The sequence below is a fragment of the Cupriavidus gilardii genome (genome assembly GCF_008801915.1).
GTDB lineage: Bacteria > Pseudomonadota > Gammaproteobacteria > Burkholderiales > Burkholderiaceae > Cupriavidus > Cupriavidus gilardii.
Genome location: NZ_VZOV01000011.1, coordinates 114,105 through 139,939, shown reverse-complemented (window position 1 = coordinate 139,939; position 25,835 = coordinate 114,105). Strand labels below are relative to the sequence as shown.

Genomic DNA, 25,835 nt, shown 5'->3' with positions numbered 1-25,835 from the left:
ATCGGTAGCATGGGGCGTCATGCGCAGGCACCGGGCGGCTATTGCGCCGGCGCCACCGCCTTCCCATTCCACCCGGTCGCCCATGCCCCAATCCCTTGCGCGCAGCGATCTGCTGCGTACGCTCGTCATTCCCGTGCTGCTGGCCGCGCTGCTGGTCGCGGACCTGCTGACCCCGCTCGGCGTCGCCGAGTGGATTTTCTATCTGCTGCCGATCTGCCTGTGCGTGTTCGTCGACCGGCCGATGATGCCGCTATGGACGGCCGCCGGGGCGACCCTGCTGATGGCGGCCGGCTATATCTTCTCGCCGGGCGGTGGCGATCCGACCGTCGGCCTGATCAACCGGCTGTGCGGCACCGTGGTGATGTGGTTCCTCGCCGCGGCAATCTATCGCTATATCGCCAGCCAGCTGCAGATGCGCCGCTTTGTCTGGCTGCAGGAGGGCCAGGTGCGCGTGGTCCAGCAGACGCGCGGGCTCGATACGCCTGCCGAAGTCGGCACCGCGCTGCTGCGCGCCCTGGTGCCGCTGGCGCAGGCCCAGGCCGGCGTCGTCTACCGGCTCGAGGACGGCGGCCTGAAGCGGCTCGCCGGTTGGGCCGCGCCGGCCGACACCCCCGAGCACCTGGCGCTGGGCGAGACGCTGGCCGGACAGGCCGCCAGCGAAAACCGGCCGCTCATGGCGCGCGGGCTGTCGTCGCACTATCTGCGCATCGGCTCGGCGCTCGGGCGCGACGTGCCGCAGGCGGTGGTGGCCGCGCCGCTGACTTCGGACGGCCATGTGGTCGGCGTGGTGGAGCTGGCGTTCGCCAGCGCGCAGCCGAAGCTGGACGATACCGTCGAACTGATCGGCCGCGTCGCCGAGGCGGCCGGCGTGGCGCTGACCGCCTCGACGTATCGCGCCCGGCTGGAGACGCTGCTGGCGCAGACCCAGCGCCAGGCCGAGGAACTGCAGGTCCAGCAGGAAGAACTGCGCGTCTCCAACGAGGAGCTGGAAGAGCGCGGGCGCGCGCTGATGGAATCGCAGGCGCGGCTGGAGACGCAGCAGGCCGAGCTCGAGCAGAGCAATGTCCAGCTGGAGGAGCACACCCAGCTGCTGGAGGCGCAGAAGCGCGACCTGCTGCAGTACCAGGCCGAGCTCGCCGCCGGCGCACGGGCCCTGGAGCGCGCCAACCAGTACAAGTCCGAGTTCCTGGCCAACATGTCGCACGAGCTGCGGACCCCGCTGAACAGCGCGCTGATCCTGGCCAAGCTGCTGCAGGACAACAAGGAAGGCAACATGACGCCGGAGCAGGTGCGCTATGCCGCCACCATCCATTCGGCCAACACCGACCTGCTGAACCTGATCAACGACATCCTCGACCTGTCCAAGATCGAGGCCGGCCATCTGACGGTGCAGCCCGAGCCGGTCGATATCGAGGCCGTGGTCGGCGGACTCGCGCAAGGCTTCGCGCCGATCGCCGCGCAGAAGTCCGTGCAGTTCCGCATCGAGCGCGCGCCCGGCCTGCCCGCGACGCTGGTCACCGACAACGTGCGTCTGCAGCAGATCCTGCGCAACCTGCTGTCCAACGCCTTCAAGTTCACCGAGCGCGGCGAGGTGGCGCTGTCGGTCACGCGCGATGGCGACGACGGCGTGCGCTTCGCGGTGCGCGATACCGGCATCGGCATCCCGCGCGACAAGCAGGCCATCATCTTCGAGGCCTTCCAGCAGGCCGACGGCACCACCAGCCGGCGCTATGGCGGCACGGGTCTCGGACTGTCGATTTCGCGCCAGCTGGCGCAGCTGCTCAACGGCACGCTGACGGTCGACAGCGAGCCGGGGGCGGGCAGCACCTTCACGCTGACGCTGCCGCTCGAATTCGTCGGCCCGGCCGCGCCGGCGGCGGCGGTCTCGTCGGTGCCGCCGGCCCCGGCCGCGGTGCTCGAAGCGGCGGCGCAGGTCGCGGCCGAGGGCGGCATCGACGTGACCGAGGCCCTCACGTCACCGCAGCCGGCGCCGGTGCCCGACGCGGTCGCCGTCCATTCCGCCGCCGCCCCCGCCGCCGGCGCCAGGCAGCCGCAGACCGCGCCCACCGCGCCGCCGATGACGATCAGCGCGCCGCCGCTGCACACGATGCTGGGCCCGGCGCCGATCGACGACGACCGCAACCGCCGCTCGCGCGGCAACCGCCTGATCCTGGCGATCGAGGACGACGTCGCCTTTGCGCAGATCCTCTACGATCTGGCCCACGAGCTCGACTTCGACTGCCTGCATGCGACCACCGCCCAGCAGGGGCTGGAGCTGGCGCGCGAATACCAGCCCTGCGGCATCCTGCTCGATGTCGCGCTGCCCGACCATTCGGGACTGACGCTGCTCGACTGGCTCAAGCGCGACCCGGCGACGCGCCATATCCCGACCCATCTGGTGTCGATCAGCGACCATGCCGAGGCGGCGCTGCATCGCGGCGCGATCGGCTACACGCTCAAGCCGAGCGGCCGCGACGACCTTGCCAGCGTGATCCGGGAGCTGGAGGCGCGCATGGCGCGCGGCGGCATGCGCACGGTGCTTGTGGTGGAGGACGACGCCACGCTGCGTGACAGCATCCGTGCGCTGCTGCAATCGGCCGATATCGAGATCGTCACGGCCGACACCGTGTCCGCGGCGCTGGCGCGGCTGTCGGAGCGCCGCTTCGACTGCGTGGTGATGGACCTGGCGCTGCCCGACGGCTCGGGCCACGACCTGCTCGAGCAGATGGCGGCCGATGCCTCGTATTCGATGCCGCCGGTGATCGTCTACACGGGCCGGCAGTTGTCGGCGGAGGACGAGCAGCAGCTGCGCCGCCATTCCAAGTCGATCATCATCAAGGGCGCGCGCTCGCCCGAGCGGCTGCTCGACGAGGTCACGCTGTTCCTGCACAGCGTCGAATCGGCGCTGCCGCCCGAACACCAGCGCATGCTGCGCGCGGTGCGCAGCCGCGACGACGCCTTCGAGGGCCGCAGGCTGCTGCTGGTCGAAGACGATGCGCGCAATATCTTCGCGCTGTCCAAGGTCATCGAGCCGCTCGGCGCGCAGGTCGAGATCGCGCGCAACGGCCGCCAGGCCCTTGAAATTCTCGATGGCCGCGACGATATCGACCTGGTGCTGATGGACATCATGATGCCGGAGATGGACGGGCTGACCGCGATGCGGCACATCCGCCAAGATGGCCGCCATGCGCGGCTGCCGATCATCGCGCTGACCGCCAAGGCGATGTCGTCCGACCGCGAGGCCTGCCTGCTGGCCGGCGCGAACGACTACATCGCCAAGCCGATCGATATCGACAAGCTGCTTTCGCTGTGCCGGGTATGGCTGCACGCACGCTGACCCCTCCTGCCCCGCCGTCGTCCGGCCAGGTGCCGGCGGACGATGCGTTCACGGCCGTGCCCGCCGACGACTTCGATATCGAACTGGAACTGCTGCTCGAGGGGATCTTCCGCAAGTACCAGCACGATTTCCGCGGCTATTCGCGCGCCTCGCTGCGCCGCCGGCTGTCGCAGGCGCTGCGCGACCTGAAGCTCGACACGCTGTCGCAGCTGCAGGACCGCATGCTGCGCGATCCGGCGCTGTTCGCCCGGCTGTTCCAGTACCTGACGGTGCAGGTCAGCGAGATGTTCCGCGACCCGTCGTACTTCCGCGCGATCCGCGAGCATGTGGCACCGGTGCTCAAGACCTATCCGTCGATCACGGTATGGGTGGCCGGCTGCAGCAGCGGCGAGGAACTGTGGTCGCTGGCGATCCTGTTCGCCGAGGAGGGCCTGCACGAGCGCACCACCTTCTATGCGACCGACATCAATCCGGCGGCGCTGGCGGAGGCGCGCGCCGGGGTCTACGACGCCGGGCGGCTGCGCGGCTTCGGCCGCAACTACCTGGCCGCGGGCGGCCGGCATTCGCTGGGCGACTACTATCACGCCGCCTATGGCAAGGCGAAGTTCGACGCCGGCCTGGTGTCGCGGGCGGTGTTCGCCGACCACAGCCTGGCCACCGACAGCGTGTTCCAGGAAGCGCAACTGATCTCGTGCCGCAACGTGCTGATCTACTTCGACCGTACGCTGCAGGACCGCGCGCTCGGGCTGTTCCGCGACGCGCTGGTGCGCCACGGCTTTCTGGGCCTGGGCAGCAAGGAGACACTGCAGTTCAGCGCGCACGCCGAGGCCTTCGAAGCGGTGATGCCCTCGGACAGGCTGTACCGCAAGCGATGAGCGCCGCATGAACGACGCACCGTACGCGCCGCGCGCGGAGCTGAAACCATCGCCCGAGGCCGTCGTCATCGGCGGCTCGGCCGGCGGCATCGAGGCGCTGAACGTGCTGCTGCCGATGCTGCCGGCGGCCTTCCGGCCGGCGCTGATCGTGGTGCTGCATCTGCGGCCCGATACGCCGAGCCTGCTGCCGCAGCTGTTCTCGCTGCGTTGCGCGCTGCCGGTATGCGAGGCCGAGGACAAGATGCCGGTGCGGCACGGCCACTTGTACCTGGCTCCGCCCGACTACCACCTGCTGGTCGAACGCGACGGCGCGCACGGCGGCGGCCATGGCGGCGCACCGGCACAGGGCGTGCGGCTCGCGCTGTCGGTCGATCCGCCCGAGCGCTTCTCGCGCCCGTCGATCGACGTGCTGTTCGAGTCCGCCGCGCACGCCTGGCGCGAAGCGCTGGTCGGCATCCTGCTCAGCGGCGCCAACGATGACGGCGCACGCGGGCTCGAGACCATCCGCCGCTGCGGCGGACGAACCTGGGTGCAGGCCCCGGATACCGCGTCGGCCGAGACGATGCCGGCGGAGGCGATCGCGCGCGGCGCGGTCGACGAGGTGCTGACCCTGGAAGCGATCGGCAGCCGGCTTCGGCTTGCCGTCCACTGAAAACCCTGCCATGTCCGATCCCATCAAGATCCTGACCGTCGACGACATCGCCAGCAATCTGACCGCGCTGGATGCCGTGCTGGCCCGGCCCGATGTCGAACTGATGCATGCCAACTCGGGCCCGCAGGCGCTGGACCTGCTGCTGGAGCACGAGTTCGGCCTGGCCATCCTCGACGTGCACATGCCGGGCATGGACGGCTTCGAGCTGGCGGAGCTGATGCGCGGCAGCACCCGGACCAACCATATCCCGATCCTGTTCCTGACCGCGGCCGGCTACGACAGCCAGCGCACCTTCAAGGGCTATGCGACCGGCGCCGTCGACTTCCTCTACAAGCCGCTCGACGCCAACATCCTGGCCGCCAAGGTGGACGTGTTCGTGCAGCTGGCGCGGCAGAAGCAGCAGCTGGCCGAGCAGCTCGCCACCACGCAGCGGCTGCTGAAGGCCAACGAGATGCTGATGGCGGTGCTGGCGCACGACCTGCGCACGCCGCTGTCCGCGATCCTGGCCTCGACCTCCTTCCTCGAGCGCTTCTGCCACGACGAGAAGACCGCGCCCGCGGTCGAGCGCATCCGCCGCAGCGGCACGCGCATGGTGCGCATGGTCGATCAGCTGCTCGATGTCGCGCGGCTGCACGGCGGCCGCATGCAGCCCTCGCTGCAGCGCGAGGACCTGCATGCGCTGTGCGCGGCGATCGTCGACGAACACGAGAGCCGGCACGGCAAGGGCCGGCTGCTGCTGGAACGCTTCGGCGATACGGTCGCCACGGTCGACCCCGGGCTGCTGTCGCAGGTGCTGGCCAATCTGATCGGCAACGCGCTGCAGCATGGCGACGCCGCGGTGCCGGTGCGCGTGCGCATCGAGGGCGGCAATGCACGCGTGACGGTCGCGGTCAGCAACGGCGGCACCATCCCGCCCGATCTGCTGCCGCATCTGTTCGACGCCTTCCGCTCGGGACGCTCCGCGACGGAATCGGAGGGGCTCGGGTTGGGCCTGCATATCGCGCGCGAGTTGGCGATGCTGCATGGCGGCGATATCGAGGTGGTGTCGCGCGAAGGGACAGGGACGACCTTCACGGTGTGGGTGCCGCGGCAAGGGGGTGTGTAGCGGTTCGCTGGTCTCGGCGCGCTGGTCATTCAGTCCGTAATACCCGCGCCATCTGCTGCGCCGCCTCCTGCAGCACCGGCACCGCCCGTAGCAGCCCCTCCAGCGGTACGCGCGCGGTGGGCGCATGGCAGGCGATCGCCGCCAGCACCGGGCGCGCGCTGGCAGCGGCCGTGCCGTTCGCCTCCGATCCCAACTCGCGCACCGGCACCGCCACCGCCGTCATGCCGCGCACGAATTCCTCGTTGTCGACGCCGATGCCGCGGGCGCCGAGCCGGTCGAGCTCGGCCTCCAGCAACGACAGGTCGGCCAGCGTGCGCGGCGTATTGCGCGTCAGCACCAGCCGCTGCAGCGTCTGCTGCCGCTCCAGCCGGCTCATCGCCGACAGGAACAGCTTGCCGCTGGCGGTGCAGTGAAGCGGCACATGGATGCCCGGCGACAGCTGCAGCCGCAGCGGCTCGTGCGTTTCGACGCGTTCGACATAGAGCACGCGATCGCCGTCCAGCGCGGTCAGATTGCAGGTCTCGCCGAGGGCCGCCACCAGCCGGCCCAGGATCGCGCGGCATTCGCGCAGCACCGGCGGGCTGCGCAAGGTCTGCAGCGCCAGCCCCGCGGCCCGCGGTCCCGGCACGAAGCCGCGCTCGGCCGGCATCTGCAGCACGAAGCCGGCGTGCTCCATCGCCGCCAGCAAGCGCATCAGCGTGGTCTTGGGCACGTGCAGGCGCTGCGACAGTTGTGCCAAGGTCTGCGGATGCTGGGCGCGCGCGAGCGCATCGAGCACCATCAGCACCCGCAGGCTGCGCGCGTCCTCCTCGGCCGCCCGGGGGTCCGACGCGCTATCTGCTGCACTGCGATTCTGAAACGGAATTTGCACGTTCTGTTTCACTTTCCGCGCCTCCACGCGTATTGCCTTTTCATTTTCGGGTCGGCAAATAAAATCGGGACAAGTCGTTCCATTATAAGAACGTTGCTCGCAGGCCCCGGCGCCAATCCGCTTCGGACAAACCCTGCCCGCAACACCCGACCAGGAGACAGCGACGATGTCGCAAACCGTTGACTACATCGTGGTGGGCGCCGGCTCGGCCGGCTGTGTGCTGGCCAACCGGCTCAGCGAGGATGGCCGCCACGCGGTGTGCCTGCTCGAGGCCGGACCGCCGGACCGCTGCCCGTGGATCCATATCCCGATCGGCTACGGCAAGACGATGTTCCACAAGGAGGTCAACTGGGGCTTCCATACCGACCCCGACCCGAACATGCTGAACCGGCGCATCTACTGGCCGCGCGGCCGCACGCTCGGCGGCAGCAGCGCGATCAACGGCCTGATCTACGTGCGCGGGCAACGCGAGGACTACGACCACTGGGCCGCGCTAGGCAATCGCGGCTGGAGCTGGGACGACTGCCTGCCCTACTTCCGCAAGCTCGAGAACAACGACCTCGGCCCCGGCCCGACGCGTGGCACCGATGGGCCGCTGAACGCGACCTCGATCGATCGGCGCCATCCGCTGGTCGATGCCTTCATCGAAGCCGGCCAGTCGCTCGGCCTGCCGCACAAGGCCGATTTCAATACCGGCGACCAGGAAGGCGTCGGCTACTACCAGCTGACCACGCGCAAGGGCTGGCGCTGCTCGACCGCGGTGGCCTATCTGCGGCCGGCACAGTCGCGCCCCAACCTGCGCATCGAGACCGGCGCGCATACGACCGCGATCCTGTTCGAAGGGCGGCGCGCGGTCGGCGTGCGCTATATGCAGAACGGCCGCCAGCACGTGCTGCGCGCGCGCCGCGAAGTGTTGCTGTGCGCGGGCGCGCTGCAGTCGCCGCAGCTGCTGCAGCTGTCCGGCATCGGCCCATCGGCCCTGCTGCGCGAGTTCGGCGTGCCGGTGGTGCACGCGCTGCCCGGCGTCGGCGAGAACCTGCAGGACCATCTGCAAATCCGGCTGATCTACCAGGTGGCGCGGCCGATCACCACCAACGACCAGTTGCGCTCGCTGTTCGGCAAGGCCCGCATGGGGCTCGAATGGTTGTTGTGGCGGCAAGGGCCGCTGGCGATCGGCATCAACCAGGGCGCGATGTTCTGCCGGGTGCTGCCGCAGGAAAGCGCGACGCCAGACACGCAATTCCACTTCGCGACGCTGTCGGCCGACATGGCGGGGGGCCAGGTCCATCCGTTCTCGGGCTGCACCTATTCGGTCTGCCAGCTGCGGCCCGAATCGCGCGGCACCGTCCGGATCCGCTCGACCGATCCGTTCACGCCGCCGTCGATGCAGCCCAACTATCTGTCGGCCGAGCTGGACCGGCGCAGCGCGATCGCCTCGGTCCGCTTCGCCCGCCGCGTGGCACAGACCGAGCCGATGCGCTCGCTGATGCAGGCCGAGTTCCGGCCCGGCGACGCGGTGCAGTCGGACGACGAGATCCTGCATTTCTGCCGCGAGTACGGCGCCACCATCTTCCACCCGTCGGGCACCGCCAAGATGGGCCCGGCCAGCGATCCGCTCGCGGTGGTCGATCACCGGCTGCGTGTGCATGGCGTGGCAGGTCTTCGGGTGATCGATTGCTCGGTGATGCCGACGCTGGTGTCAGGCAACACCAATGTGCCGGTGGTGATGATGGCCGAGCGCGCGGCGGACTTCATTCGGGAGGATGCGCGGGCCGAGACCGTCAGCGAGATCGTCGGCGCGACGGCGGCCGGTTCTGCCCGGGTCGAACGCGTGCCGGAGCATCAAGCCGAACGCGATACCGAGCGCCAGGCTGAGGCCGGGACCGAGCGCCAACCCGAGCGCCGCATCACCGAGCCGGTCTGACCCCGGCCCGCCATCGCGCCGCCCACGCATATCGCAGCGAACCCGGGCTCGGTTCGCTGCGCAACCGAAGGCCGAGCCCCAGCAGCGCGAGCGCCCGCATACTCATTCCACCAAGGGCGCCGTCCATCCAAAGGAGACAAGCATGGCAAGCCCCAACGAGCAGGCGGTACGCAAGGTCGCGATGGCCGCAGTGATCGGCGCCACCATCGAGTGGTACGACTTCTTCCTGTACGGCGTCGTCGCCGGCATCGTGTTCAACAAGCTGTATTTCCCGGCCGGCGATCCGGTGGTCGCGACCATGCTGGCCTACACCACCTTTGCGGTGGGCTTCGTCACGCGGCCGCTCGGCGGCGTCATCTTCGGCCACTTCGGCGATCGCGTCGGCCGCAAGAGCATGCTGGTGATCACGCTGATGATCATGGGCATCTCGACCTTCCTGATCGGCCTGGTGCCGACCTACGACAGCATCGGGCTGTGGGCGCCGATCCTGCTGCTGTTGCTGCGCGTGCTGCAGGGCATCGGGCTCGGCGGCGAATGGGGCGGGGCGGTGCTGATGGCCTACGAATACGCGCCGCCGGGCCGCAAGGGCTTCTATGCCTCGCTGCCGCAGATCGGGCTGTCGATCGGCCTGTGCCTGGCCTCCGGCGTGGTGGCACTGCTGTCGCTGACGCTGACCGACGCGCAGTTCCTGAGCTGGGGCTGGCGCGTGGCCTTCCTGATCTCGGCCGGCATGGTCTTCGTCGGCATGTATATCCGGCTGTCGATCAAGGAGACGCCCGAGTTCACCGCGGTCAAGCAGCGCAACGCCGAGACCCGCATTCCCTTCGTCGACATGATGCGGCGCTATCCCGGCAATATCCTCAAGGGCATGGGCGCGCGCTATATCGACGGCGTCTTCTTCAATGTCTTCGGCGTGTTTTCGATCAGCTATTTGACCCAGACGGTGAAGATCAGCCGCACCGAGGCGCTGACCGGCGTGATGGCCGCCGCCATCGTCATGTGTTTCTTCATCCCGTTCTTCGGTCATCTGTCGGACCGGATCGGCCGCACCCGCGTCTACTTCTGGGGATCGCTGATCACCGCGTGCTCGGCCTTCCCCGCGTTCTGGCTGATGCTCAACGGCGGCGGCAACGTGATGCTGCTGTGGCTGGCCATCATCGTGCCGTTCGGCATCTTCTACGCCGCGGTCTACGGTCCCGAGGCGGCGCTGTTCTGCGAGCTGTTCGACGCCAAGGTCCGCTATACCGGCATCTCCTTCGTCTACCAGTTCTCGGGCATCTTCGCCTCGGGGATCACGCCGATCATCGCCACCGCGCTGCTGAAGTCGGGCGAGGCCAAGCCGTGGCAGATCTGTGCCTACGTGATGTTTGCCGGGCTGGTGTCGGCGGTGTCGGCGGCGTTGATCGGGCGGTCCTCGGGGACCGGTGAGGTACGCGAGGCGTCAGGGGTGGCCGCGGCGCCTGCCAGGCCGATGCGTTAAACGTCAATCGTCGGCCAGGGCCGGAGCCGAGGCTTCGGCCTTTTCTTCGACCAGGAACTTGACGTTCAAGGTCGTCCACTCGCTGGAGCGGATCACCAGCCGATTGCCCTCGATCGGGTAGAAGCGCCCGTGCTCCTCCAGGCCGCGCCCACGGTCGTCGGTCAATTTGCGGCGGGACGCGGCCGACAGGATGATCCGCTCGAGCTCCCCGTCGCTCTTGAACTCGAAATCCTCCAGCAGGCCGGTGTAGAGATACGACTGGTCCTTCATCGGCACCACGGCGCTGACGACCACCATCGCGCCGTCGCTGATGCCCGAATCGATGCCGCTGAAGAGGTAGTACCAGGGCGCCTGCTGCCGGAAAAAACCGCTCGCCCAGCTGTTCGGATGGTCCAGGTGAAATCGGCTGACCAGCCACCGGCGCAGCATCGCCAGCGCGAAGGCAAGGCCAAACGTCCCGGCGAAGAAACCGAACACCGGCCACGGGTGTTCGTTCAGCCATTCATAGCGGTGCGGCGGGACGCTGGCTGCCGCGGTACCGCCTGACAGCATGCGCAAGGCGTCGCCGAGATAAAGCTGGTAGCCGAAATATTCGGTGGCGGCGAGCCCGACCGCGGCATCCACGATCAGCGCCAGCACGATGGACTTGATCGCCGTCGCCCCGAAGGGCGTCATGTCGGCTTCGCGCGCCTCTCTGGCCTGGCTGTAGTGGTGGTAAAGAAAGCCCGGCGCGACCAGGAAAAACAGCAGGATCGCGGGCAGCGCGATGTTCAAGGTCAGCCCTGGGCGGGAATCAGCTTCAGCTTGACCTCGCGCTCAACGCCGTTGGCGGCGTCCCGGATCTTGAACGTCCTGGTGGAGTTCAGCTTCCCGGTGGCAATGAACTCGCGCAGCGCCTTGTCGCTCTCGGGATCGCTGCGGATCAGCTTGACCGTGTTCCTGACAGTGGCTTTCATCGCTTGTCCTCCGATGGGAAAAGTATAGTCGACGTGCCATGGACGGCATCGGAGATAAGCCGACGTGGAAATCAGCCCCTGGAAACAGACTCAGCCGCACCGAAGCGCTGGCCGGCGTGATGGCCGGCGTGATGGCCGCGGCCATCGTCATGTGTTTCTTCATCCCGTTCTTCGGCCACCTGTCGGACCGGATCTGGCGTACCCGCGTCTACGTCTGGGGATCGCTGATCACCGCGTGCTTGGCTTCCCCGCGTTCTGGCTGATGCTCAACGGCGTCGGCAACGTGATGCTGCTGTGGCTGGCCATCATCGTGCCGTTCGGCATCTTCTACGCCGCGGTCTGCGGGCCCGAGGCGGCGCTGTTCTGCGAGCTGCTCGACGCCGAGGCCCGCTATACCGGCTCTCCTTTGTCTACCAGCTCTCCGGCATCTTCGCATCGGGCATCACGCCGATCATCGCCACCGCGCTGCTGAAGTCGGGCGCGGGCAAGCCTTGGCAGATCTGTGCTTAGGTGATATTTGCCGGGTTGGTGTCGGCGGCGTCGGCGGCGTTGATTGAGGCGGTCGGCCGGGACGGGGAAGTTGCGGGGGGGCGGCCGGTAGCGGCGGCGTCAGCCAGGCAAATGCGGTAAGTCGTTCAAGGAGCCAAGGTTACAAGCTTACGTTGTAAATCGCTGGCGCATTGGCATATACTGCGCGCAAGTGGACTGGGAGTTCCCGGTCGGCGTCATGGCCTCGGTGAGATCATCGGGGCCTTTCGCTTTCCTGGGGTGGGAAAATCTTCAGACCCCAGTTCTCGATGCCCTCGCCCAACCGCTCACGGCCTCCGCTGCAGAAAAACTTGCGCCGGAGTACCTCGAACGCGCGGTTCTCCTGTCCCGGGCGAAGCACACTCATACCGACTGGGCGCGCCACAAGATCCGCCAGTTGAAGGCCAGGTGAATCGACCTTCTTGTCGGCAAAGACGATGTCGAATGGCAACGTCCTTCCAAACCGGTTTGCCCCGTCGCAGATACGCCGGAATTCGAGCTCCAGTTCGTTGTCTTCCTTTTTACCCCGGCATTCGACAATGACGTGGGTAAGCGCGCCATCCTGGTTCTTCTCGAGCATCAGTTCGTAAAGCGTTTCCAGGCAGAATCCCAGCGCCATGTGATAAGGATTACCGTCCTCGCCCCTTCCACGCAGCTTCGCTTTGTCGATGATGCAACTGATCAGGATGAAATTGCTGGATTCAATGATGCCGGTGAGTTCGGATAGGAACGCCTGTTTGTGCTGTCGACTCATGAACTTGAACTCGCCCTTCTCCTTTCGGATTTCGTGTTCATGCAACACGATCGAGTCATGGCCGAAGTGGTTGAACTTGAATTTGTGGAGCGCCGGCACGACCTTTTCGCTGTAGTGCCTTTTGTAGAACACGCAGAACGCAAGGACAAAGAGCGGATAGTGAGGGTCCAACGTCTGCATGCCATGGTCGCCGCTTTCGTCAACGTAGACCACGAAATTGCTGAACCGCCCCGTAGGGGATGTCGCTCCACTCGTATCTTGCGCAGTAGTCGACGATTCGGTATCAAACAACGCGAACTGCTGATGCAACGCCTGCTTGTCCATCCGAGCCACCTCTCAGACCGGCATTGACCCGCAGACCTTGCCGCAGGCCCATACAAAAAAGGGCGCGGATCAAAATCCGCGCCCTTTTGTATTTGGTGGACCGAAGGAGGATCGAACTCCCGACCTCTGCATTGCGAACGCAGCGCTCTCCCAGCTGAGCTATCGGCCCGTAGCGGGCGATTATAGCGTGAGCTTCCCGGCGATTTCAAGCCGGGGCGGCGCGCCCGCCGCCCGGGGTTTCAAGCCGCCATGCCCGGATTGCCGCCCATCCCCTTGACCGACGGCAGGTTCAGCGGCGCCGCGGCCACTTCCTTGCGCTGGCGCAGCCAGCCGGCCATCAGGTCCCAGATCTGCGGGCCGCCGTTGTGGCGGGCTTCCTCGGCGACCGGGGCCCAGCCGGCGACCTTGTAGGTCTTGCCGGCCTCGATCGGCTTGCCCTTCAGGCGCATCTCGGTGATGCGCTTGCCCATCGGCGCGGCCGGGTCGATGGTGTACTGCAGGCCGCCGACGCGGACCATGTCGCCGCCCTGCTGGTAGTAGGGGTCGGGATTGAACAGGTTGTCGGCGACGTCCTCGAGCACCGTCTTGATGGTCTCGCCGCTCATCTGCGTCACCGTGGTGTACGGATAGGTGATCGCGGTCTGGTCCATCAGCCGTTCCATCGTGATGCCCTCGCCGGGCAGCAGCGTGGTGCCCCAGCGGAAGCCCGGCGAGAACGCGATCTCGGCGCCCTGCACGTCCATCAGTCCGTCCAGGATCAGCTGGTCGAAGGTGCCGTTGAAGTTGCCGCGGCGGTATAGCAGTTCCTTGTTGACCGCCAGCACCTCGCCAAGCTTCTGCTCGTAGGGGGCGCGGACCTTGCGGATCAGCGCCTCCATCGCCGGATCGGCCGGCAGGTAGTCGGCGAACACCGGCAGCAGCCGGTAGCGGAAATCGGCCACCTTGCCGCCGCGCACGTCGAAGTCGAGCACGCCGAGGAACTTGCCGTTCGAGCCGGCGTTGGTGACCAGCGTGGTGCCGCCGGCGTTGCGCACGCGCACCGGCGCCGGCACGCCGTCATGGGTGTGGCCGCCGAGGATCGCGTCGAGTCCGCGCACGCGCGAGGCGAGCTTCAGGTCGACGTCCATGCCGTTGTGCGACAGCAGCACCACCGCCTGCGCGCCCTTGGCGCGTGCCTCGTCGATGATGCGCTGCAGGTTCTCTTCCTGGATGCCGAAGGTCCAGTCCGGCACCAGATAGCCCGGATTGGCGATCGGCGTATAAGGGAAGGCCTGGCCGATGATGGCGACCGGCACGCCGTTCATCTCGCGCAGCGTGTAGGCCTCGAACACCGGGTCTTCGAAGTCCTTGGTCTTGATGTTCTGGGCCAGGAAGGCGACCTTGCCCTTGAAGTCGCGGTCGACCACCTCGCGCACGCGCTCGGCTCCCAGCGTCATCTCCCAGTGGGCCGTCATCACGTCGACGCCAAGGGTCAGCGCGGCATCGATCATGTCCTGGCCGCGCGTCCACAGCGCGGTCGCGGAGCCCTGCCAGGTATCGCCGCCGTCGAGCAGCAACGCGCCGGGACGGCTGGCCCTCAGCTGCTTGACCAACGTGGACAGATGCGCGAAGCCGCCGACCTTGCCGTAGCGGCGCGCGGCCTCGGTGAAATCCAGGTAGGTGAAGGCGTGCGCCTGCGCGCTGCCCGGCGCGATCTGGTAGTGCTTCAGCAGCGCCTGGCCGACCAGGTGCGGCGGCTTGCCGGCATAGTCGCCGATGCCCAGGTTGACGCTGGGCTCGCGGAAGTGGACCGGCAGCAGTTGCGCATGGCAGTCGGTGAAATGCAGCAGATGCACGTTGCCGAAGCGCGGCACGTCGTACAGCCTGGCGGCGGCCTGTGCCGCCTGTGCGTCGCGCGTGGGGAAAGCCATGCCCGCGGCGCTGGCGATGGCCAGCACCTGCAGGAACTCGCGTCGGTTCATTGTCGTTTCCTCTCGATGGCGGCCGTGCCGTCCGGTGCAGCACCGGGCACGGCCCGCGTTGCCGCCGCGTCAGGGCCTGGCGTACTTCGCCAGCGCGGCGACCTCCTCCTCCAGCATCTCGCCGACTTCCTTCTGGACGACCTTGCCCTTCGCGTCGATCACGTACAGCTCGGGCAGCCCCTTGCGCGGACCGATCGCGGCGCGCAGCGCCGGCGTGTCCATCGCCGCGGGAAAGGTATAGCCGCGCTGGCGCAGATAGCCGACGGCATCCTTCTGATCCTTGTCGATGCTGATCGTCAGCACCTGCAGCGGCGTGCCGCGCGTGCTGTCGTAGAGCTTCTGCAGCCGCGGGTTCTGCAGCGCGCAGAACGGGCACCACGAGGCCCAGATCTGCACCACCAGCGGCTTGCCGGCCCAGTGCTCGGGCGGCACGGTGCGGCCATCCAGCAGTTGCACCGCCGGCAGCCGCACGGTGTCGCCGACTTCCAGCGCGGCGGCAGGCGTGGCGACTGTCAGTGCGAGGACCGCCGCGGCGGCGAGCATCGCGCCATGCAGCCTCTGCCGCCAGCCGACCGTCACCACCGCCGTGGCCCGCATCGCGCGCCCCTTACTGGTTGACCGGCGAGGCCGGATCCAGCAGCAGCGCCATCACGTCGCGGATCTGCTGCTCGGTCAGGATGCCCTTATGGCCGAAGCGCGGCATGTTGGAGCACGCGGCGAAGGCGTTCGAGTCCCAGATCTTGCCCCAGGTGTACTTGAGCACCGCCTCGGAGTTGCCGCGCAGCTTGCCGTACTGATACAGCGACGGACCGATATTGCCGAACGAGATTTCCGCCTTGGTCATCTGGTGGCAGGCATAGCAGTTGCCGCCGTTGACGCCGCCGGGCGGGTCGGAGAACTGCATGCCGCGGCCGAGCTGGGCCACCTTCTCGCCTTCCTTCCAGTCGCCAAGCCAGCGGTTGTCGGCCGGATAGCGGATCTTCTGCTGTTCGGCGGCCTCGATCTTCCTGGCCACTGCGGCCGGCACCTTGCTGCGGTCCGGATAATCGCTGCACAGCTGTTGCATCTCGTCGCGCTCGAGCACGCCCTGCAGCGTGGCAGGACCTTTCGAGCTGAACGAGTTGGCGATCAGGCGTTTCATGTCGCCATCGGAAACCGGCGGGATATTGGCCGCTGCCTTCGGCGTGGCCTTGCCCTTCGATGCCGCGCCATCCTGCGCCATCGCCAGCGCCGCCAGCATCGCGAGCGCACCGCCGACCGCTGCGGCGGCAACGGCGGCGCCCCACCGCGATTGTTTTTTCTGGATCATGTTCGTGCTCTCCCCCTGGTTCAGCGCTTCAGGCCGGGGCCGTCGTAGGTGCCGCCGTTGGCATTGCGCGCCAGGAACATCGTGAGCGCGGTGATCACATCGGAGCCGTAGGCGGGCTCGGGGAAGCGCTGCTGGCGCAGGCAGTCGTAGAGCCGGTGCTGCATCGTGCGGACCTCGCCCTGGGACACGCGGTAGGCCGGCCAGGTGGTGTAGGCCGCCTGGGCGCCCTTGTCGGTCAGCAGGTTGGGCAGGTCCTGCAGGCGGATGCGCTGGCCGTCGACCGCATGGCAGGTCGCGCAGGCGAAGTCGTAGGCGCCGCCGCGGTAATAGAACATCTTCTTGCCGAGCGCGTAGACCTGCTTTTCTTCCGGATGGTCGAGCTTGACGTTCATCTTGACGCCGCGCGACTCGCCGGTGACGAAGGCCACCAGCCGCTCGATGTCGGAGCGCTTGCCCGAGGACGAGAACGGCGTGGCCTTGGCCTGCTGCTCGGTCAGCCCCTGCAGCGTCGTGCGGCACCACACCAGCCGCTGCTCCAGGTCCATCACCTTGCCGGCGTCGGCGAAGTAGCGCGGCAGCTCGGCGTAGGCGCCCTTGGTCACGCCGGGGCCCTTGCCGAGGTCGCAGCGCTCGAGCGATACGTTCTTCGGCCCGGCCGGCTTTTTCCACAGTTCCTCGCCGGCAGCTTCCCACAGCTCGGCGGGATTGCCCTCGGCCAGCATCTGCCGGTATTTGGCGATTTCGTCGGTGGTATTGCTCTCGCCCTGCGCCTGCACGGCCATCGCGCCCGTCAGCGCGACGGCGCCGGCGACGGCCAGCGCGGGCCAGCCAAGGCGGCGTCGGTTCGGTCTCATGGGGTTTCTCCTCTCGGTCTCGCCGACCAGGCGGGCCGCTGTTGTTCTATGCGCCAATCGTTCGATGCGCGAATCGTGCCGCACGTGGCGCCACACATCCCGCTACGGCTTGATATAGGCGTAGCCTTCGTCCTGCTGCAGCCGGGCGATCTCGACCACGCCCGCCTGCACGATCTTCGTCTCGAGCAGCAGCTTGTTCTCGGGAATCTGGCGCGCGGTCAGCGTGTTGCGGCAGACGCGGAACTCGACGCCCATGCCGGCCAGCGCGCCGACCGCGGCATCGAAGGTGTTGCCGCGCGCATCGCGTGCGCCCTCGACCAGGAAATCGACGCCATAGCCGAGCGCGACCACGACGATCTTCGTATTGGGCGCCCCGGCCAGATGGTTGCGCAGATTGCCGATCGCGCGCACCGCCTGGTCGTTGCCTTCCGACAGCTGGTACACCACGCGGTGGCGCCCGCCCCCGCTGCGGGGAGCGGCCGCAGTCTGGGCCGCGGCCCGGCTCCCGAGTCCGACCGCCGCCAGCGCGGCGGCCGCCTTTGCAAAGAATGCTCGACGCATGATCTTCCTTCCGCCGTGTCCGCCGCGCCTCGTGCGCGGCCGCCGACCCGGCTACCGAAGGGGCACCTTACCAGAGCGGCCGGCAAGCTGCCGCCCGCGCCGGCATCACGAGATGGTGGCCTCGTCGGTCCGCTTGTCGCCGCGATTGTCGACCCAGGTCACCGTGACCTTGTCGCCCTTGGCGCCGCCCTTGAACTTGAAGTTCAGGAACGGGTCCTTGGACACCGCCGGGCCGAAGTTCGCGTGGAAGACCTCCTTGCCCTTGCACTGGGCGCTGACCGTCTGGATGTGCCAGGCCGGGATGGTCTTGCCGGACGCGTCCTTGCGCTGGCCGGTTTCCATATCGTGTTTCATCAGAATCTTGACGTCGACCACGCCGCCGTTCTCGGTGGCGCGTACGCGCATCGGGTCTGCCATGACGTTCTCCTGTTGCGATGGGCAGTCTGGGGGAGCGGAATCCGCGCTCGGCTTGTCAGCCGCCGCAGCCGCCCAGCGTCACCTTGATCTCCTTGGAGGCGACATACCACTTGCCGCCGGCCTTGACGGCCGCATGCACCACGGAGGTCTGGCCCATCTTCACGCGCGTGGAGACGAACGGCTCGGTACCGGCCGGGATCACGAAGTCCGCGGCCAGCGTATTGGGATTCTTCTCGACCAGGATCGCGATCTGCTCGGTGTCGGGCAGATTGCTGGTGACCGCCACCGGCACCACCGCGCCGTTCTCGGCGATATCGGGCGCGTTGAAGGCGATCGCGCCGCTCTTCTCCGGCGCACCGCCGCCCAGCGCCTTGATCACGTCATTGACGCTCTTGCCCTCGAAGGCCGCCTTGTTCCATTCGGCCGCCTGCGCCTCGCCGATCAGGCCCGCGGCCGCCATCAGCGACACGACGGCGCTGACCCGCAGCATCTCTCGTCTTGTGATGTTCATGGTGTCGTGCACTCCTGCTTCTACCCGCCCCGCGGTATTCGTTTGGCCGCCAGGCCGGCGGCCTGGCGCGGGCGGTGCATCGCCGCCCGTTTGCTGCTTGTGCTGCTGTAGCTGCTGCCGTTCTTCTTCGGGCCGGCTACCGCGGCGCGACTGCGATCGCCGCCGGCACGCCGGCCCCTCACCAGGCAATTACTTGGCCGGTGCGCCCGCCAGGACCCACTCCAGCACGGTCTTCACGTCGGCTTCGCTGATATTCGGGTTGGCCGGCATCGGCACCGGGCCCCAGACGCCCGAACCGCCCTTCTTGACCTTGTCGGTCAGCTTCGCCATGGCGCCCTTGTCGCCCTTGTACTTGGCGGCGACTTCCTTGTAGGACGGCCCGACCAGCTTCTTGTCCACCTGGTGGCAGCCCATGCAGGCGTTCTTGGTGGCGATCTCCTGGGCCTTGGCCGCGTCGACGGCGGCGTGGGCGGAGGCCGCACCGGCCAGCATCATGGCTGCGATCACGAACTGCTTCATTGTTCTCCTCTCCAAACTGGAATGAGCCGTGGGGACGGCACGGCCGTGTGGCAGTGGATCTGCCCGGCACGGCGGCGTATTGGTCCGGCCCGGCCCCCTTCGATGGAGGCGCCAGGCGGCCCAATACGCTATTTTGCCTCAAGTATCCACTTCACCATGGCTTGAATATCCGATTCTGGAACCTGCGGTTGCGGCGGCATCGGCACCGGTCCCCACGCGCCTTGCCCGCCGCCGCGGATTTTCTGTGCGAGCGCACCGTGGGCGTCCTTGCCGCGATAGCGCTGGGCGATCTCGTGGAACGACGGGCCGACCAGCTTGCGGTCCGGCGCGTGGCAGGCCAGGCATTGGTACTGGCCGGCCAGCCTTGCGCCGACGGGTTGAGCAGCCGCCGTGGTGGCCTCGGCCTTGGCCTGCTGCGCGGCTGGCGGCTTCGCCTCGTCCTCCGGCGAACCGGTGGCGATGCCGCGCACCGGTCCGAAGCTGCGCTGCTGCGCCGCCAGGTCGCCGTGCGCGCCGCGCGCGTATTCCGGGATCAGCGAACTGACCTCGACCTTGCCGGCGCAGTTGGACATGCAGGCGGTATTGCGCGTGTCCGGCTTGCCGCGGCCCGGCCACAGGCCGTGCTGGGTGGTCATGCCGTTGCGGTTCGGCAGCCTGCGCTGGACCTCGCCGATATTGGCGTCCGACAGCGTGAAGTCGGCCGGCACGATATCGCCCAGGTTCAGGATGTAGGCGGTCACCGCGTAGACCTCGTCGACGGTCAGGCTCCTGGGCTTGTCCCACGGCATCGCGCGGTGGATGTAGTCCCACAGCGTGCTGACCGTGCTCAGCTTCATCAGCGAGGTGCGGTAGGGCTGCGATCCGGTCATTGCCGCGACCCGTCCGCTGGCGATATCGGCCGCCGTGGTACCGCCGGCGATCGGCGTGAAGACCGCGTTGGATTCGCCGAAGTCGCCGTGGCAGGAGGCGCAGCGCGCGTCCCAGACGGCCTGGCCCTGGGCGACGGTGCCGCGGCCGGGCGGCAGGCCCTGGAAGTCGGGGCGGACGTCGATGTCCCAGGCCTTCAGTTCGGCGGCGGTGGCGGTGCGGCCGAGCTGGGCGCGGGCCGCCCTGGTGTCCTTGCTGTCCTTGCTGTCGGTGCGCGCCGCGCCTTTCGGCTCGGCCTGCGCGGCTTGCGGCAGGACCGCCGCCCCCGCGATGCCGAGCAGCAGGCCGGCCAGCATGGCGCCACGGCGCCAGCCCGCGCGGGCGCCGGCGCGGGCCGGATTGCCGCTATCGCACCTGGACATTGGACACCTCGCCGCTGGCCGCGACCAGCCAGCTCTGGATCGCGTTGTTGTGATAAATCGAACGCGTGCCGCGTACCGCGCGCAGCTGCGCGATGGTCGGCTGCACGTAGCCGGTCTCGTCGATCGCGCGGCTCTGCAGGATCGCCGGCGAGCCGTCCCAGATCCAGTCCAGATTGAAGCGCGTCAGGCATTTGGACAGCACCGGCGTTTCCAGCCGCGCGGTGCGCCAGTTGCGCCCGCCGTCGACCGATACGTCGACGCGCCGGATCTTGCCGCGGCCCGACCATGCCAGTCCGCTGACGTTGTAGAAGCCCTTGCCGGTCAGGCGCTGGCCCCCCGACGGCGTGGTGATCACCGACTTGCACTCCTGGATCGACGTGTACTGCCGCAGCATGCCGTCCGGCATCATGTCGACGTAGTGCAGCGTCTCGTCCTTGGTGTTCCAGGGGCGGTCGCCCAGTTCCAGCCGGCGCAGCCATTTGACCCACGACACGCCCTGCACGCCCGGCACCACCAGCCGCAACGGGTAGCCGTTCTCGGGCCGCAGCATCTCGCCGTTCATGCCCCAGGCGACGATGATCTCGTCGGCCAGCTCCATCGGGATCGTGCGCGTCATCGCCGAACCGTCGCCGCCCTCGGCCAGCAGATAGCGGCCGCGACGCTGGTCGGCGCCGGCGTCGTCGAGCAGCACGCGCAGCGGCACGCCGGTGAACTCGCAGCAGGACAGCATGCCGTGCGTGTATTGCACCGTCGGCACCGCGACATTGCCCCACTCCATGCCGGTATTGGCACCGCATTCGATGAAATGCATCCGCGACACGGACGGCAGCCGCATCAGCTCGTCCATCGTATAGACGCGCGGGGCCTTGACCAGGCCGTTGATCATCAGCCGATGGCGGGTCGGGTCGATGTCGTGCCAGCCCTGGTGATGCCGCTCGAAATGCAGGCCGTTGGGCGTGATGATGCCGAACAGCCCCTGCAGCGGCACGAAGCTGACCGAGGCCGCCGAGACGCGCGTCAAACCCGGCGATTCGCGCCGCATCAGCGCGGTTTCGTGACTGGAAGGCTGGCCGTAGGGCCTTGCGGCGACCGGCTGGCCGAGCGAGGTGGCCCACGGTTGGGGTTTCAGGATCGCGGGATCGCCTTCGGCTGCGCTGCTGGTTGCGCTGCTGGCTGCGCCGTGGGTTGCGCTATCCGCGGCCGCGGCGCGCGCCGGCCTGCCCAGGCCCGCCGCTGCCGCCGTGGCGCCGGCCGCCGCGAGAAAGCTGCCGCGCAGCAGATCGCGCCGGCGGCTGTCGATGCCGTGGCGCCCGATCTCTTGCCGCAGGTCGGCGCTGACGAAGTGTTCCGGCGCGGGCACGATGCGGCCCGGGCGACTGCGGTCCGGCACGTTCGGTCTCCTCCGGCCGCTCGCCGCGCTCCGGTGCGGGCGCGGTCGGCATGCCTTGTTCGTATTGGGTCGCGCGCGCCGGTGGGGACCGATGCGCGCCTGGTCCTGCTCGCGGCTTGCCGCGCTCAGCGCGCCGCGGCGGCAGCCCCCGGCTTGCGCCGTGCGGCCGTGCGCCGCTTGGGCTCCGCGGGCATGAAGCGGTCCACCATCGCGACCTGCTGCGCGTCGTCCTCGATCCGCGCGGCAACCTGCACGCACACGGTCCGGCACAGCTCCACCACGCTCTGGTCGGCGATCGCGTAGTACACCAGGTTCGCTTCTTTGCGCCGCGCCAGCACGCCGGAGCGGAACATCGCGTTCAGGTGGCGCGACACATTGGCCTGCGACGAACCGACCGTCTCGACCACCGCGCCGACCGGCTTCTCGCCGTCGCACAGCGCGTGCAGGATCTTCAGCCGCGTCGGCTCGGCCAGCAGCGCGAAGTAATGCGACACCTGTTCGAAGACGCGGTCCAGTTCGTTCATGCGATTCACTATATGCGTATATGCGTGATGACGCATATATCGTTTACCCCGCCTGCGGCGATGGTGGCGCTCAGGCCACGCCGGCCATCTCGGGCCATCTCGAGTCATGTGGCCGCCGCCCCGCAGCGTCGTGAGAGTCGAGGCCATGCTCGCAGCCTTGCTAAAGTCCGCGGCATTCGACGATCGAGCCGCGGTACTCGGCGCCCATACATTGCGCTCCTCCACCACGACGAAGGAGCACCGAAACATGGCCCGGATCTATCCGACTCCCAGTTCCCACGAGGCGCTATTGCAAGCCGCCGAAGGCACGGCAGCCGCCGCACATGGCGACGCGGCCGGCGCGATGGGCTCTACGGCGCCGTACTTCGAAACAAGGGGCGCCGTGCAGATCGGCCCCTATTCGGGCCGTCTGCGCTATCTGACGCCGCCGCTTGCAAAGCGGCCGACGCGCGCCATTGCAGAGCTCGATGAAGCGGTGCAAAAACAGCGCAGCCTCTGCAGGAAACTGTTCGACAAGGTGTTTCGGGGCATCGGCCTGGACGGCCAGGTATTGCTGACCGAGACACAGTTCCACACGTTCCGGTACGTGGACAGCCTCTATGGACTCGCAGTGGATTCGATCGGGCAAGGAAAGCGAACCGAGGCAAGCGAGAACATTGCCTGCATGGCGGCTTCCATGGAGGTCATCCGGGACGCGTCGGCGGCATTGGCGCGCATTCGGACGGCCGGCCGAAAGGGCGATCGCTCCGCGCTCGAACGTATTGCCGTCTCGATCTCCGTGCCGATCGTCGCCGAAGCGGCGTGGCGCGACGCCGTCAACATTCGGCGGCTCGTCGCGTTGTGCAGCACCAGCCGGCACATTCTTTCTCTCGCGGAAACCGGTGATCCGATGCACCAGGGAAGCGCGGTGGCCGGCCTGTGCCGCATGCTGGACGACGATGCGACCATCCAGCGTATTGCCGACACACTGGCCAACGAAATCCGCGGCATGTCGTTCAGCGATGCCCGCAGGCGGGTGCTGCCCTTCCTGATTCAGGGGGCGCACTCGTCCTTTGCCATCGACCGTGCGGGCCAGGACCGCGTGCCGCGACTGTGGATAGCGCTGCGCGACACCGTGGCGACGAGCGAGGACGCGGCCATCCTGGCGAACGATCACGTCGCGTGCGGCCTGGGGGCATATCACCGCGCGATGAACTTCGTGCTGTCGGATAAGCCGACCAGCGATCGGATACGACTATCCCTGCTGGACCTGCTTCATATGGATCCGCTCGGCAACGGCTGGCGCATCAGCCCGGAAAACGGGCGCAAGGTGACGGCGTTTCTGACGGGCACTGCCGTGGAAAAGCAGGCGCAACCCGGCACGGCCTTGTCGCGCAGTGCGCTGCAGCTGGTCTGGGGCCACTCGGTCATCGCGACCGCCATCGACAAGTCGGCGCGGGACGCCATCGCGGCGGACGGCGACACCAAACCGTTGCAGCCGCTGCTGCGCACGCATCCGAACAAGAACTACGTCGCGCAGTATTGCCGCATTTCGCCCGTCATCGACACATGGAGCCGCGTATGCACCAGCCGCTATGGCGCACGCGAGGAGATTCATGCCGGCGCAAGCAGCAAGCCGCGGCGCGACGCCGCAGCCGTCACGTCATTTGCGGTGGCTTGATGCCGGCATTGCCGAGTCCTCGCCTGGCGCGGCGCTGCCCGGGCGCTACCCGGGCGCTTATCCGGGCGCTTATCCGGGCTTATCCGAGCGCGTCCGCCCAGATCGCGTTGGCCCAGGCGAACGCGTAGGTGCCTTCGAGCGTATTGGGCGCCGTCGACACGCCGCCGGAGTCCGGCACCGTCACCATCGTCTTCTTCTGCGGATCGTAGCGATGCACGCTGGCGACGTGGATCACTTCGCGATCGGACGTGAAGCTGTAGCAGGTGTTGTTGTACAGCGGCTCGGGATTGGGCTGCCTTCCCGACAACAGCGCGACGATCGCGGCCGCCGCGATCTTGCCGTGCTGGTTCGCCATGTGGCCGGACTTCGGCATCAGCGGCGCGATCTGGATGGCGTCGCCGAGCACGTGGATGTTCGGCACGGCCTTCGATTCGAAGGTCAGGAAATCGACCTCGCACCAGCGGCCGTTGGCGGTGGCCAGCCCGGTATTGACCGCGATCGCGCCGGCGCGCTGGGCCGGCACCACGTTGGCGACGTCGACCCGCTCGTCGTCCTGGACCTCGAACTTCAGCGTGCGCGTGGCCGGGTCGATATCGACGGTCCGGTATTGCGGCCGGTATTCGACGATGCCCTTGTACTTGCTGGCCCAGACCTGCTTGAACAGCGCGGCCTTCGATGTCACGTCGGGGTTCGCGTCGAGGATCAGCACCTTGCTGCGCGGCTTGGCCTGGCTGAAATAGTGCGCCACCTGGCAGGCACGCTCGTACGGTCCCGGCGGGCAGCGGTAAGGCGCGAGCGGCACCGTCAGCGCATAGGTGCCGCCGTCGCGCATCGCTTCGAGCTGGCGGCGCAGCGCCACGGTCTGCGGGCCGGCCTTCCATGCGTGCAGGATCTGGTCGCCGCCGGGCCGCTTCAGTCCCGGCACGTCGTCGGGCATGAAGTCGACGCCCGGAGACAGCACCAGGCGGTCGTACGGCAGCGTGGCGCCGCTGGCCAGGCGTACCTGGCGCTTCGACGGGTCGATCGCGGCGACGGTGTCGCGCACGACCTTGACCCCGTGGCGCCGGCTCAGCGCATCGTAGGAGATCGTCAGGTCCTCGATCCGCTTGCTGCCGCCCAGCACCAGGTTCGACAGCGGGCAGGAGATGAACGTCGGGTTCGGCTCGACCAGCGTCACGTCGATCGTGTTGTCGCTCCACTCGCGCAGATAGCGCGCGGCGGTCGCGCCGCCGTAGCCGCCGCCGACCACCACCACCTTGCCACCGCTGGCGCGGGACGTGCCGGCGCTGGCGCAGCCGCCGAGCAGCGTGCCGAGGGTCGCCGGGCCGACCGCCGCGGCGGCTGCGGCCGCACCGAGAAATTTGCGTCGTTGCATGTCAGCCTCCCCTTGCTCGTTCCTGGGACCGCATTACTTGACCGCGGCGAACCACTTCGCCATCGCTGCGATCTGCTCGTCGGTATAGCCCTTGGCGATCTGGTGCATCACCGTGGCCTCGCGCTTGCCGGTCTTGAACGCCTGCATCTGTTCGATCAGATAGGACTGCGGCCGGCCGGCCAGTCCCGGCACCGGGCTTCCGGCGGGTGCACGGCCGGAAGGGCCGTGGCAGGCGGCGCAGGCGGCCGCCCAGTTGCGGGCCTGCTCGGTCGTGGCATCGGCGGCACTGGCCGGCGCCATCGCGAGCATCGCCATGGCGGCCAGGCAAGCCGCGGCGGTTCGCGGGGGATTGTTGTTCTTCATGGTCTCGCTCCTCGAATCGGCACCTCGGCGCATCGATCGGCCGCGCGGCGCGGACCGGACGAACGACAGGCCGGTCGGGCGCGTGTGTGACGCGCAAGGCAGGGCAACCCTATCACATCAACCGGCGCGGGCGTACTGCGGTTTTCGCAGATAGTCGGGCGGCGAACGCCATTGGGCCGCCGCAACACCAGCGTAGGTCAGCCGGAGGCGCGGCGGGAGGGAGCCGGACGGCGGAGGGACGGAGCAAGGCGCGCCGGGCCGGATCGAAGGATCACCGGCGCGCCTGTGCGGTCAGG

At 68.1% G+C, this 25,835-nt stretch carries 24 protein-coding genes, 1 tRNA gene and 1 pseudogene; 8 read left to right on the top strand and 18 right to left on the bottom strand.

Annotation, left to right across the window (positions count from 1 at the left end; translation table 11 throughout):
- Positions 1–82 precede the first annotated feature (82 nt).
- The 4 genes from F7Q96_RS15130 to F7Q96_RS15115 are packed head-to-tail and all read left to right on the top strand — an operon-like array spanning position 83 to position 5,969.
- Positions 83–3,337 carry a response regulator gene (locus tag F7Q96_RS15130; RefSeq protein ID WP_151022903.1) on the top strand — a complete coding sequence of 1,085 codons (3,255 nt, stop codon included), beginning with the start codon at positions 83–85 and terminating at the stop codon, positions 3,335–3,337.
- On the top strand, positions 3,319–4,212 hold the full coding sequence (locus tag F7Q96_RS15125) for a CheR family methyltransferase (RefSeq protein ID WP_226994783.1): 894 nt from the start codon (positions 3,319–3,321) through the stop codon (positions 4,210–4,212). The genes F7Q96_RS15130 and F7Q96_RS15125 overlap by 19 nt, the downstream gene beginning before the upstream one ends.
- Positions 4,213–4,219: 7 nt before the next feature.
- Entirely contained in the window at positions 4,220–4,864 is a 645-nt protein-coding gene (locus tag F7Q96_RS15120; protein ID WP_053822714.1) for a chemotaxis protein CheB, read from the top strand.
- A 10-nt stretch (positions 4,865–4,874) separates the two neighbouring features.
- Positions 4,875–5,969: a hybrid sensor histidine kinase/response regulator gene (locus tag F7Q96_RS15115; RefSeq protein WP_053822715.1), complete on the top strand. Its 1,095-nt coding sequence runs from the start codon at positions 4,875–4,877 to the stop codon at positions 5,967–5,969.
- A gap of 25 nt (positions 5,970–5,994) precedes the next feature.
- Here the strand turns inward: F7Q96_RS15115 and F7Q96_RS15110 are convergent, their stop codons facing one another.
- Positions 5,995–6,852: an IclR family transcriptional regulator gene (locus tag F7Q96_RS15110; protein WP_053823231.1), complete on the bottom strand. Its 858-nt coding sequence runs from the start codon at positions 6,850–6,852 to the stop codon at positions 5,995–5,997.
- Positions 6,853–7,006: 154 nt separating this feature from the next.
- Here F7Q96_RS15110 and F7Q96_RS15105 point away from each other — a divergent pair, with 154 nt between their 5' ends.
- Entirely contained in the window at positions 7,007–8,764 is a 1,758-nt protein-coding gene (locus F7Q96_RS15105) for a GMC family oxidoreductase (protein ID WP_053822716.1), read from the top strand.
- Between the two features lie 142 nt (positions 8,765–8,906).
- Positions 8,907–10,244 (top strand): MFS transporter, encoded by a 1,338-nt coding sequence (locus tag F7Q96_RS15100; protein WP_053822717.1) that lies wholly within the window; start codon positions 8,907–8,909, stop codon positions 10,242–10,244.
- A 3-nt stretch (positions 10,245–10,247) separates the two neighbouring features.
- Here the strand turns inward: F7Q96_RS15100 and F7Q96_RS15095 are convergent, their stop codons facing one another.
- Positions 10,248–11,018, bottom strand: a complete 771-nt coding sequence (locus tag F7Q96_RS15095; RefSeq protein WP_053822718.1) for a DUF6338 family protein — start codon at positions 11,016–11,018, stop codon at positions 10,248–10,250.
- 2 nt (positions 11,019–11,020) lie between these two features.
- Complete coding sequence (locus F7Q96_RS15090) at positions 11,021–11,200, bottom strand: hypothetical protein (RefSeq protein WP_053822719.1); 180 nt, start codon at positions 11,198–11,200, stop codon at positions 11,021–11,023.
- An 86-nt stretch (positions 11,201–11,286) separates the two neighbouring features.
- Here F7Q96_RS15090 and F7Q96_RS15085 point away from each other — a divergent pair.
- Positions 11,287–11,830, top strand: a pseudogene (locus F7Q96_RS15085) (MFS transporter); the annotation flags it as partial.
- Positions 11,831–11,942: 112 nt separating this feature from the next.
- Here the strand turns inward: F7Q96_RS15085 and F7Q96_RS15080 are convergent.
- The 13 genes from F7Q96_RS15080 to F7Q96_RS15020 all read right to left on the bottom strand — a co-directional run bounded on the left by F7Q96_RS15080 (position 11,943) and on the right by F7Q96_RS15020 (position 22,141).
- Positions 11,943–12,806, bottom strand: coding sequence for a DUF3800 domain-containing protein (locus F7Q96_RS15080; RefSeq protein WP_053822720.1), 864 nt, complete (start codon positions 12,804–12,806; stop codon positions 11,943–11,945).
- A gap of 93 nt (positions 12,807–12,899) precedes the next feature.
- Positions 12,900–12,975, bottom strand: a tRNA-Ala gene (locus F7Q96_RS15075).
- A gap of 70 nt (positions 12,976–13,045) precedes the next feature.
- Positions 13,046–14,767 carry a thiosulfohydrolase SoxB gene (gene soxB, locus F7Q96_RS15070; RefSeq protein WP_053822783.1) on the bottom strand — a complete coding sequence of 574 codons (1,722 nt, stop codon included), beginning with the start codon at positions 14,765–14,767 and terminating at the stop codon, positions 13,046–13,048.
- A 69-nt stretch (positions 14,768–14,836) separates the two neighbouring features.
- Entirely contained in the window at positions 14,837–15,310 is a 474-nt protein-coding gene (locus F7Q96_RS15065; protein ID WP_249041684.1) for a TlpA disulfide reductase family protein, read from the bottom strand.
- 64 nt (positions 15,311–15,374) lie between these two features.
- The gene (soxX, locus tag F7Q96_RS15060) at positions 15,375–16,076 is read right to left on the bottom strand and encodes a sulfur oxidation c-type cytochrome SoxX (protein ID WP_144425852.1); all 702 of its coding nucleotides are present in this window, start codon (positions 16,074–16,076) and stop codon (positions 15,375–15,377) included.
- Between the two features lie 20 nt (positions 16,077–16,096).
- Complete coding sequence (gene soxA, locus F7Q96_RS15055) at positions 16,097–16,930, bottom strand: sulfur oxidation c-type cytochrome SoxA (RefSeq protein ID WP_053822784.1); 834 nt, start codon at positions 16,928–16,930, stop codon at positions 16,097–16,099.
- Between the two features lie 102 nt (positions 16,931–17,032).
- Complete coding sequence (locus tag F7Q96_RS15050; RefSeq protein ID WP_053822785.1) at positions 17,033–17,491, bottom strand: DsrE family protein; 459 nt, start codon at positions 17,489–17,491, stop codon at positions 17,033–17,035.
- 105 nt (positions 17,492–17,596) lie between these two features.
- Complete coding sequence (soxZ, locus tag F7Q96_RS15045; RefSeq protein WP_006577471.1) at positions 17,597–17,908, bottom strand: thiosulfate oxidation carrier complex protein SoxZ; 312 nt, start codon at positions 17,906–17,908, stop codon at positions 17,597–17,599.
- A gap of 55 nt (positions 17,909–17,963) precedes the next feature.
- Positions 17,964–18,419 (bottom strand): thiosulfate oxidation carrier protein SoxY, encoded by a 456-nt coding sequence (gene soxY / locus F7Q96_RS15040; RefSeq protein WP_053823237.1) that lies wholly within the window; start codon positions 18,417–18,419, stop codon positions 17,964–17,966.
- A gap of 189 nt (positions 18,420–18,608) precedes the next feature.
- Positions 18,609–18,938, bottom strand: a complete 330-nt coding sequence (locus tag F7Q96_RS15035; RefSeq protein WP_006577473.1) for a c-type cytochrome — start codon at positions 18,936–18,938, stop codon at positions 18,609–18,611.
- 128 nt (positions 18,939–19,066) lie between these two features.
- Positions 19,067–20,161, bottom strand: coding sequence for a c-type cytochrome (locus F7Q96_RS15030; RefSeq protein WP_082371655.1), 1,095 nt, complete (start codon positions 20,159–20,161; stop codon positions 19,067–19,069).
- 49 nt (positions 20,162–20,210) lie between these two features.
- Complete coding sequence (soxC, locus tag F7Q96_RS15025; RefSeq protein WP_053822786.1) at positions 20,211–21,617, bottom strand: sulfite dehydrogenase; 1,407 nt, start codon at positions 21,615–21,617, stop codon at positions 20,211–20,213.
- 125 nt (positions 21,618–21,742) lie between these two features.
- Positions 21,743–22,141 carry an ArsR/SmtB family transcription factor gene (locus F7Q96_RS15020; protein WP_226994791.1) on the bottom strand — a complete coding sequence of 133 codons (399 nt, stop codon included), beginning with the start codon at positions 22,139–22,141 and terminating at the stop codon, positions 21,743–21,745.
- 247 nt (positions 22,142–22,388) lie between these two features.
- On the opposite strand from F7Q96_RS15020, the gene F7Q96_RS15015 reads away from it, so the two are divergent.
- On the top strand, positions 22,389–23,801 hold the full coding sequence (locus F7Q96_RS15015; RefSeq protein WP_144425853.1) for a hypothetical protein: 1,413 nt from the start codon (positions 22,389–22,391) through the stop codon (positions 23,799–23,801).
- Between the two features lie 79 nt (positions 23,802–23,880).
- Here the strand turns inward: F7Q96_RS15015 and F7Q96_RS15010 are convergent, their stop codons facing one another.
- Positions 23,881–25,176 (bottom strand): NAD(P)/FAD-dependent oxidoreductase, encoded by a 1,296-nt coding sequence (locus F7Q96_RS15010; RefSeq protein WP_053822789.1) that lies wholly within the window; start codon positions 25,174–25,176, stop codon positions 23,881–23,883.
- Between the two features lie 33 nt (positions 25,177–25,209).
- Complete coding sequence (locus F7Q96_RS15005; protein ID WP_053822790.1) at positions 25,210–25,539, bottom strand: c-type cytochrome; 330 nt, start codon at positions 25,537–25,539, stop codon at positions 25,210–25,212.
- Positions 25,540–25,835: the final 296 nt, after the last annotated feature.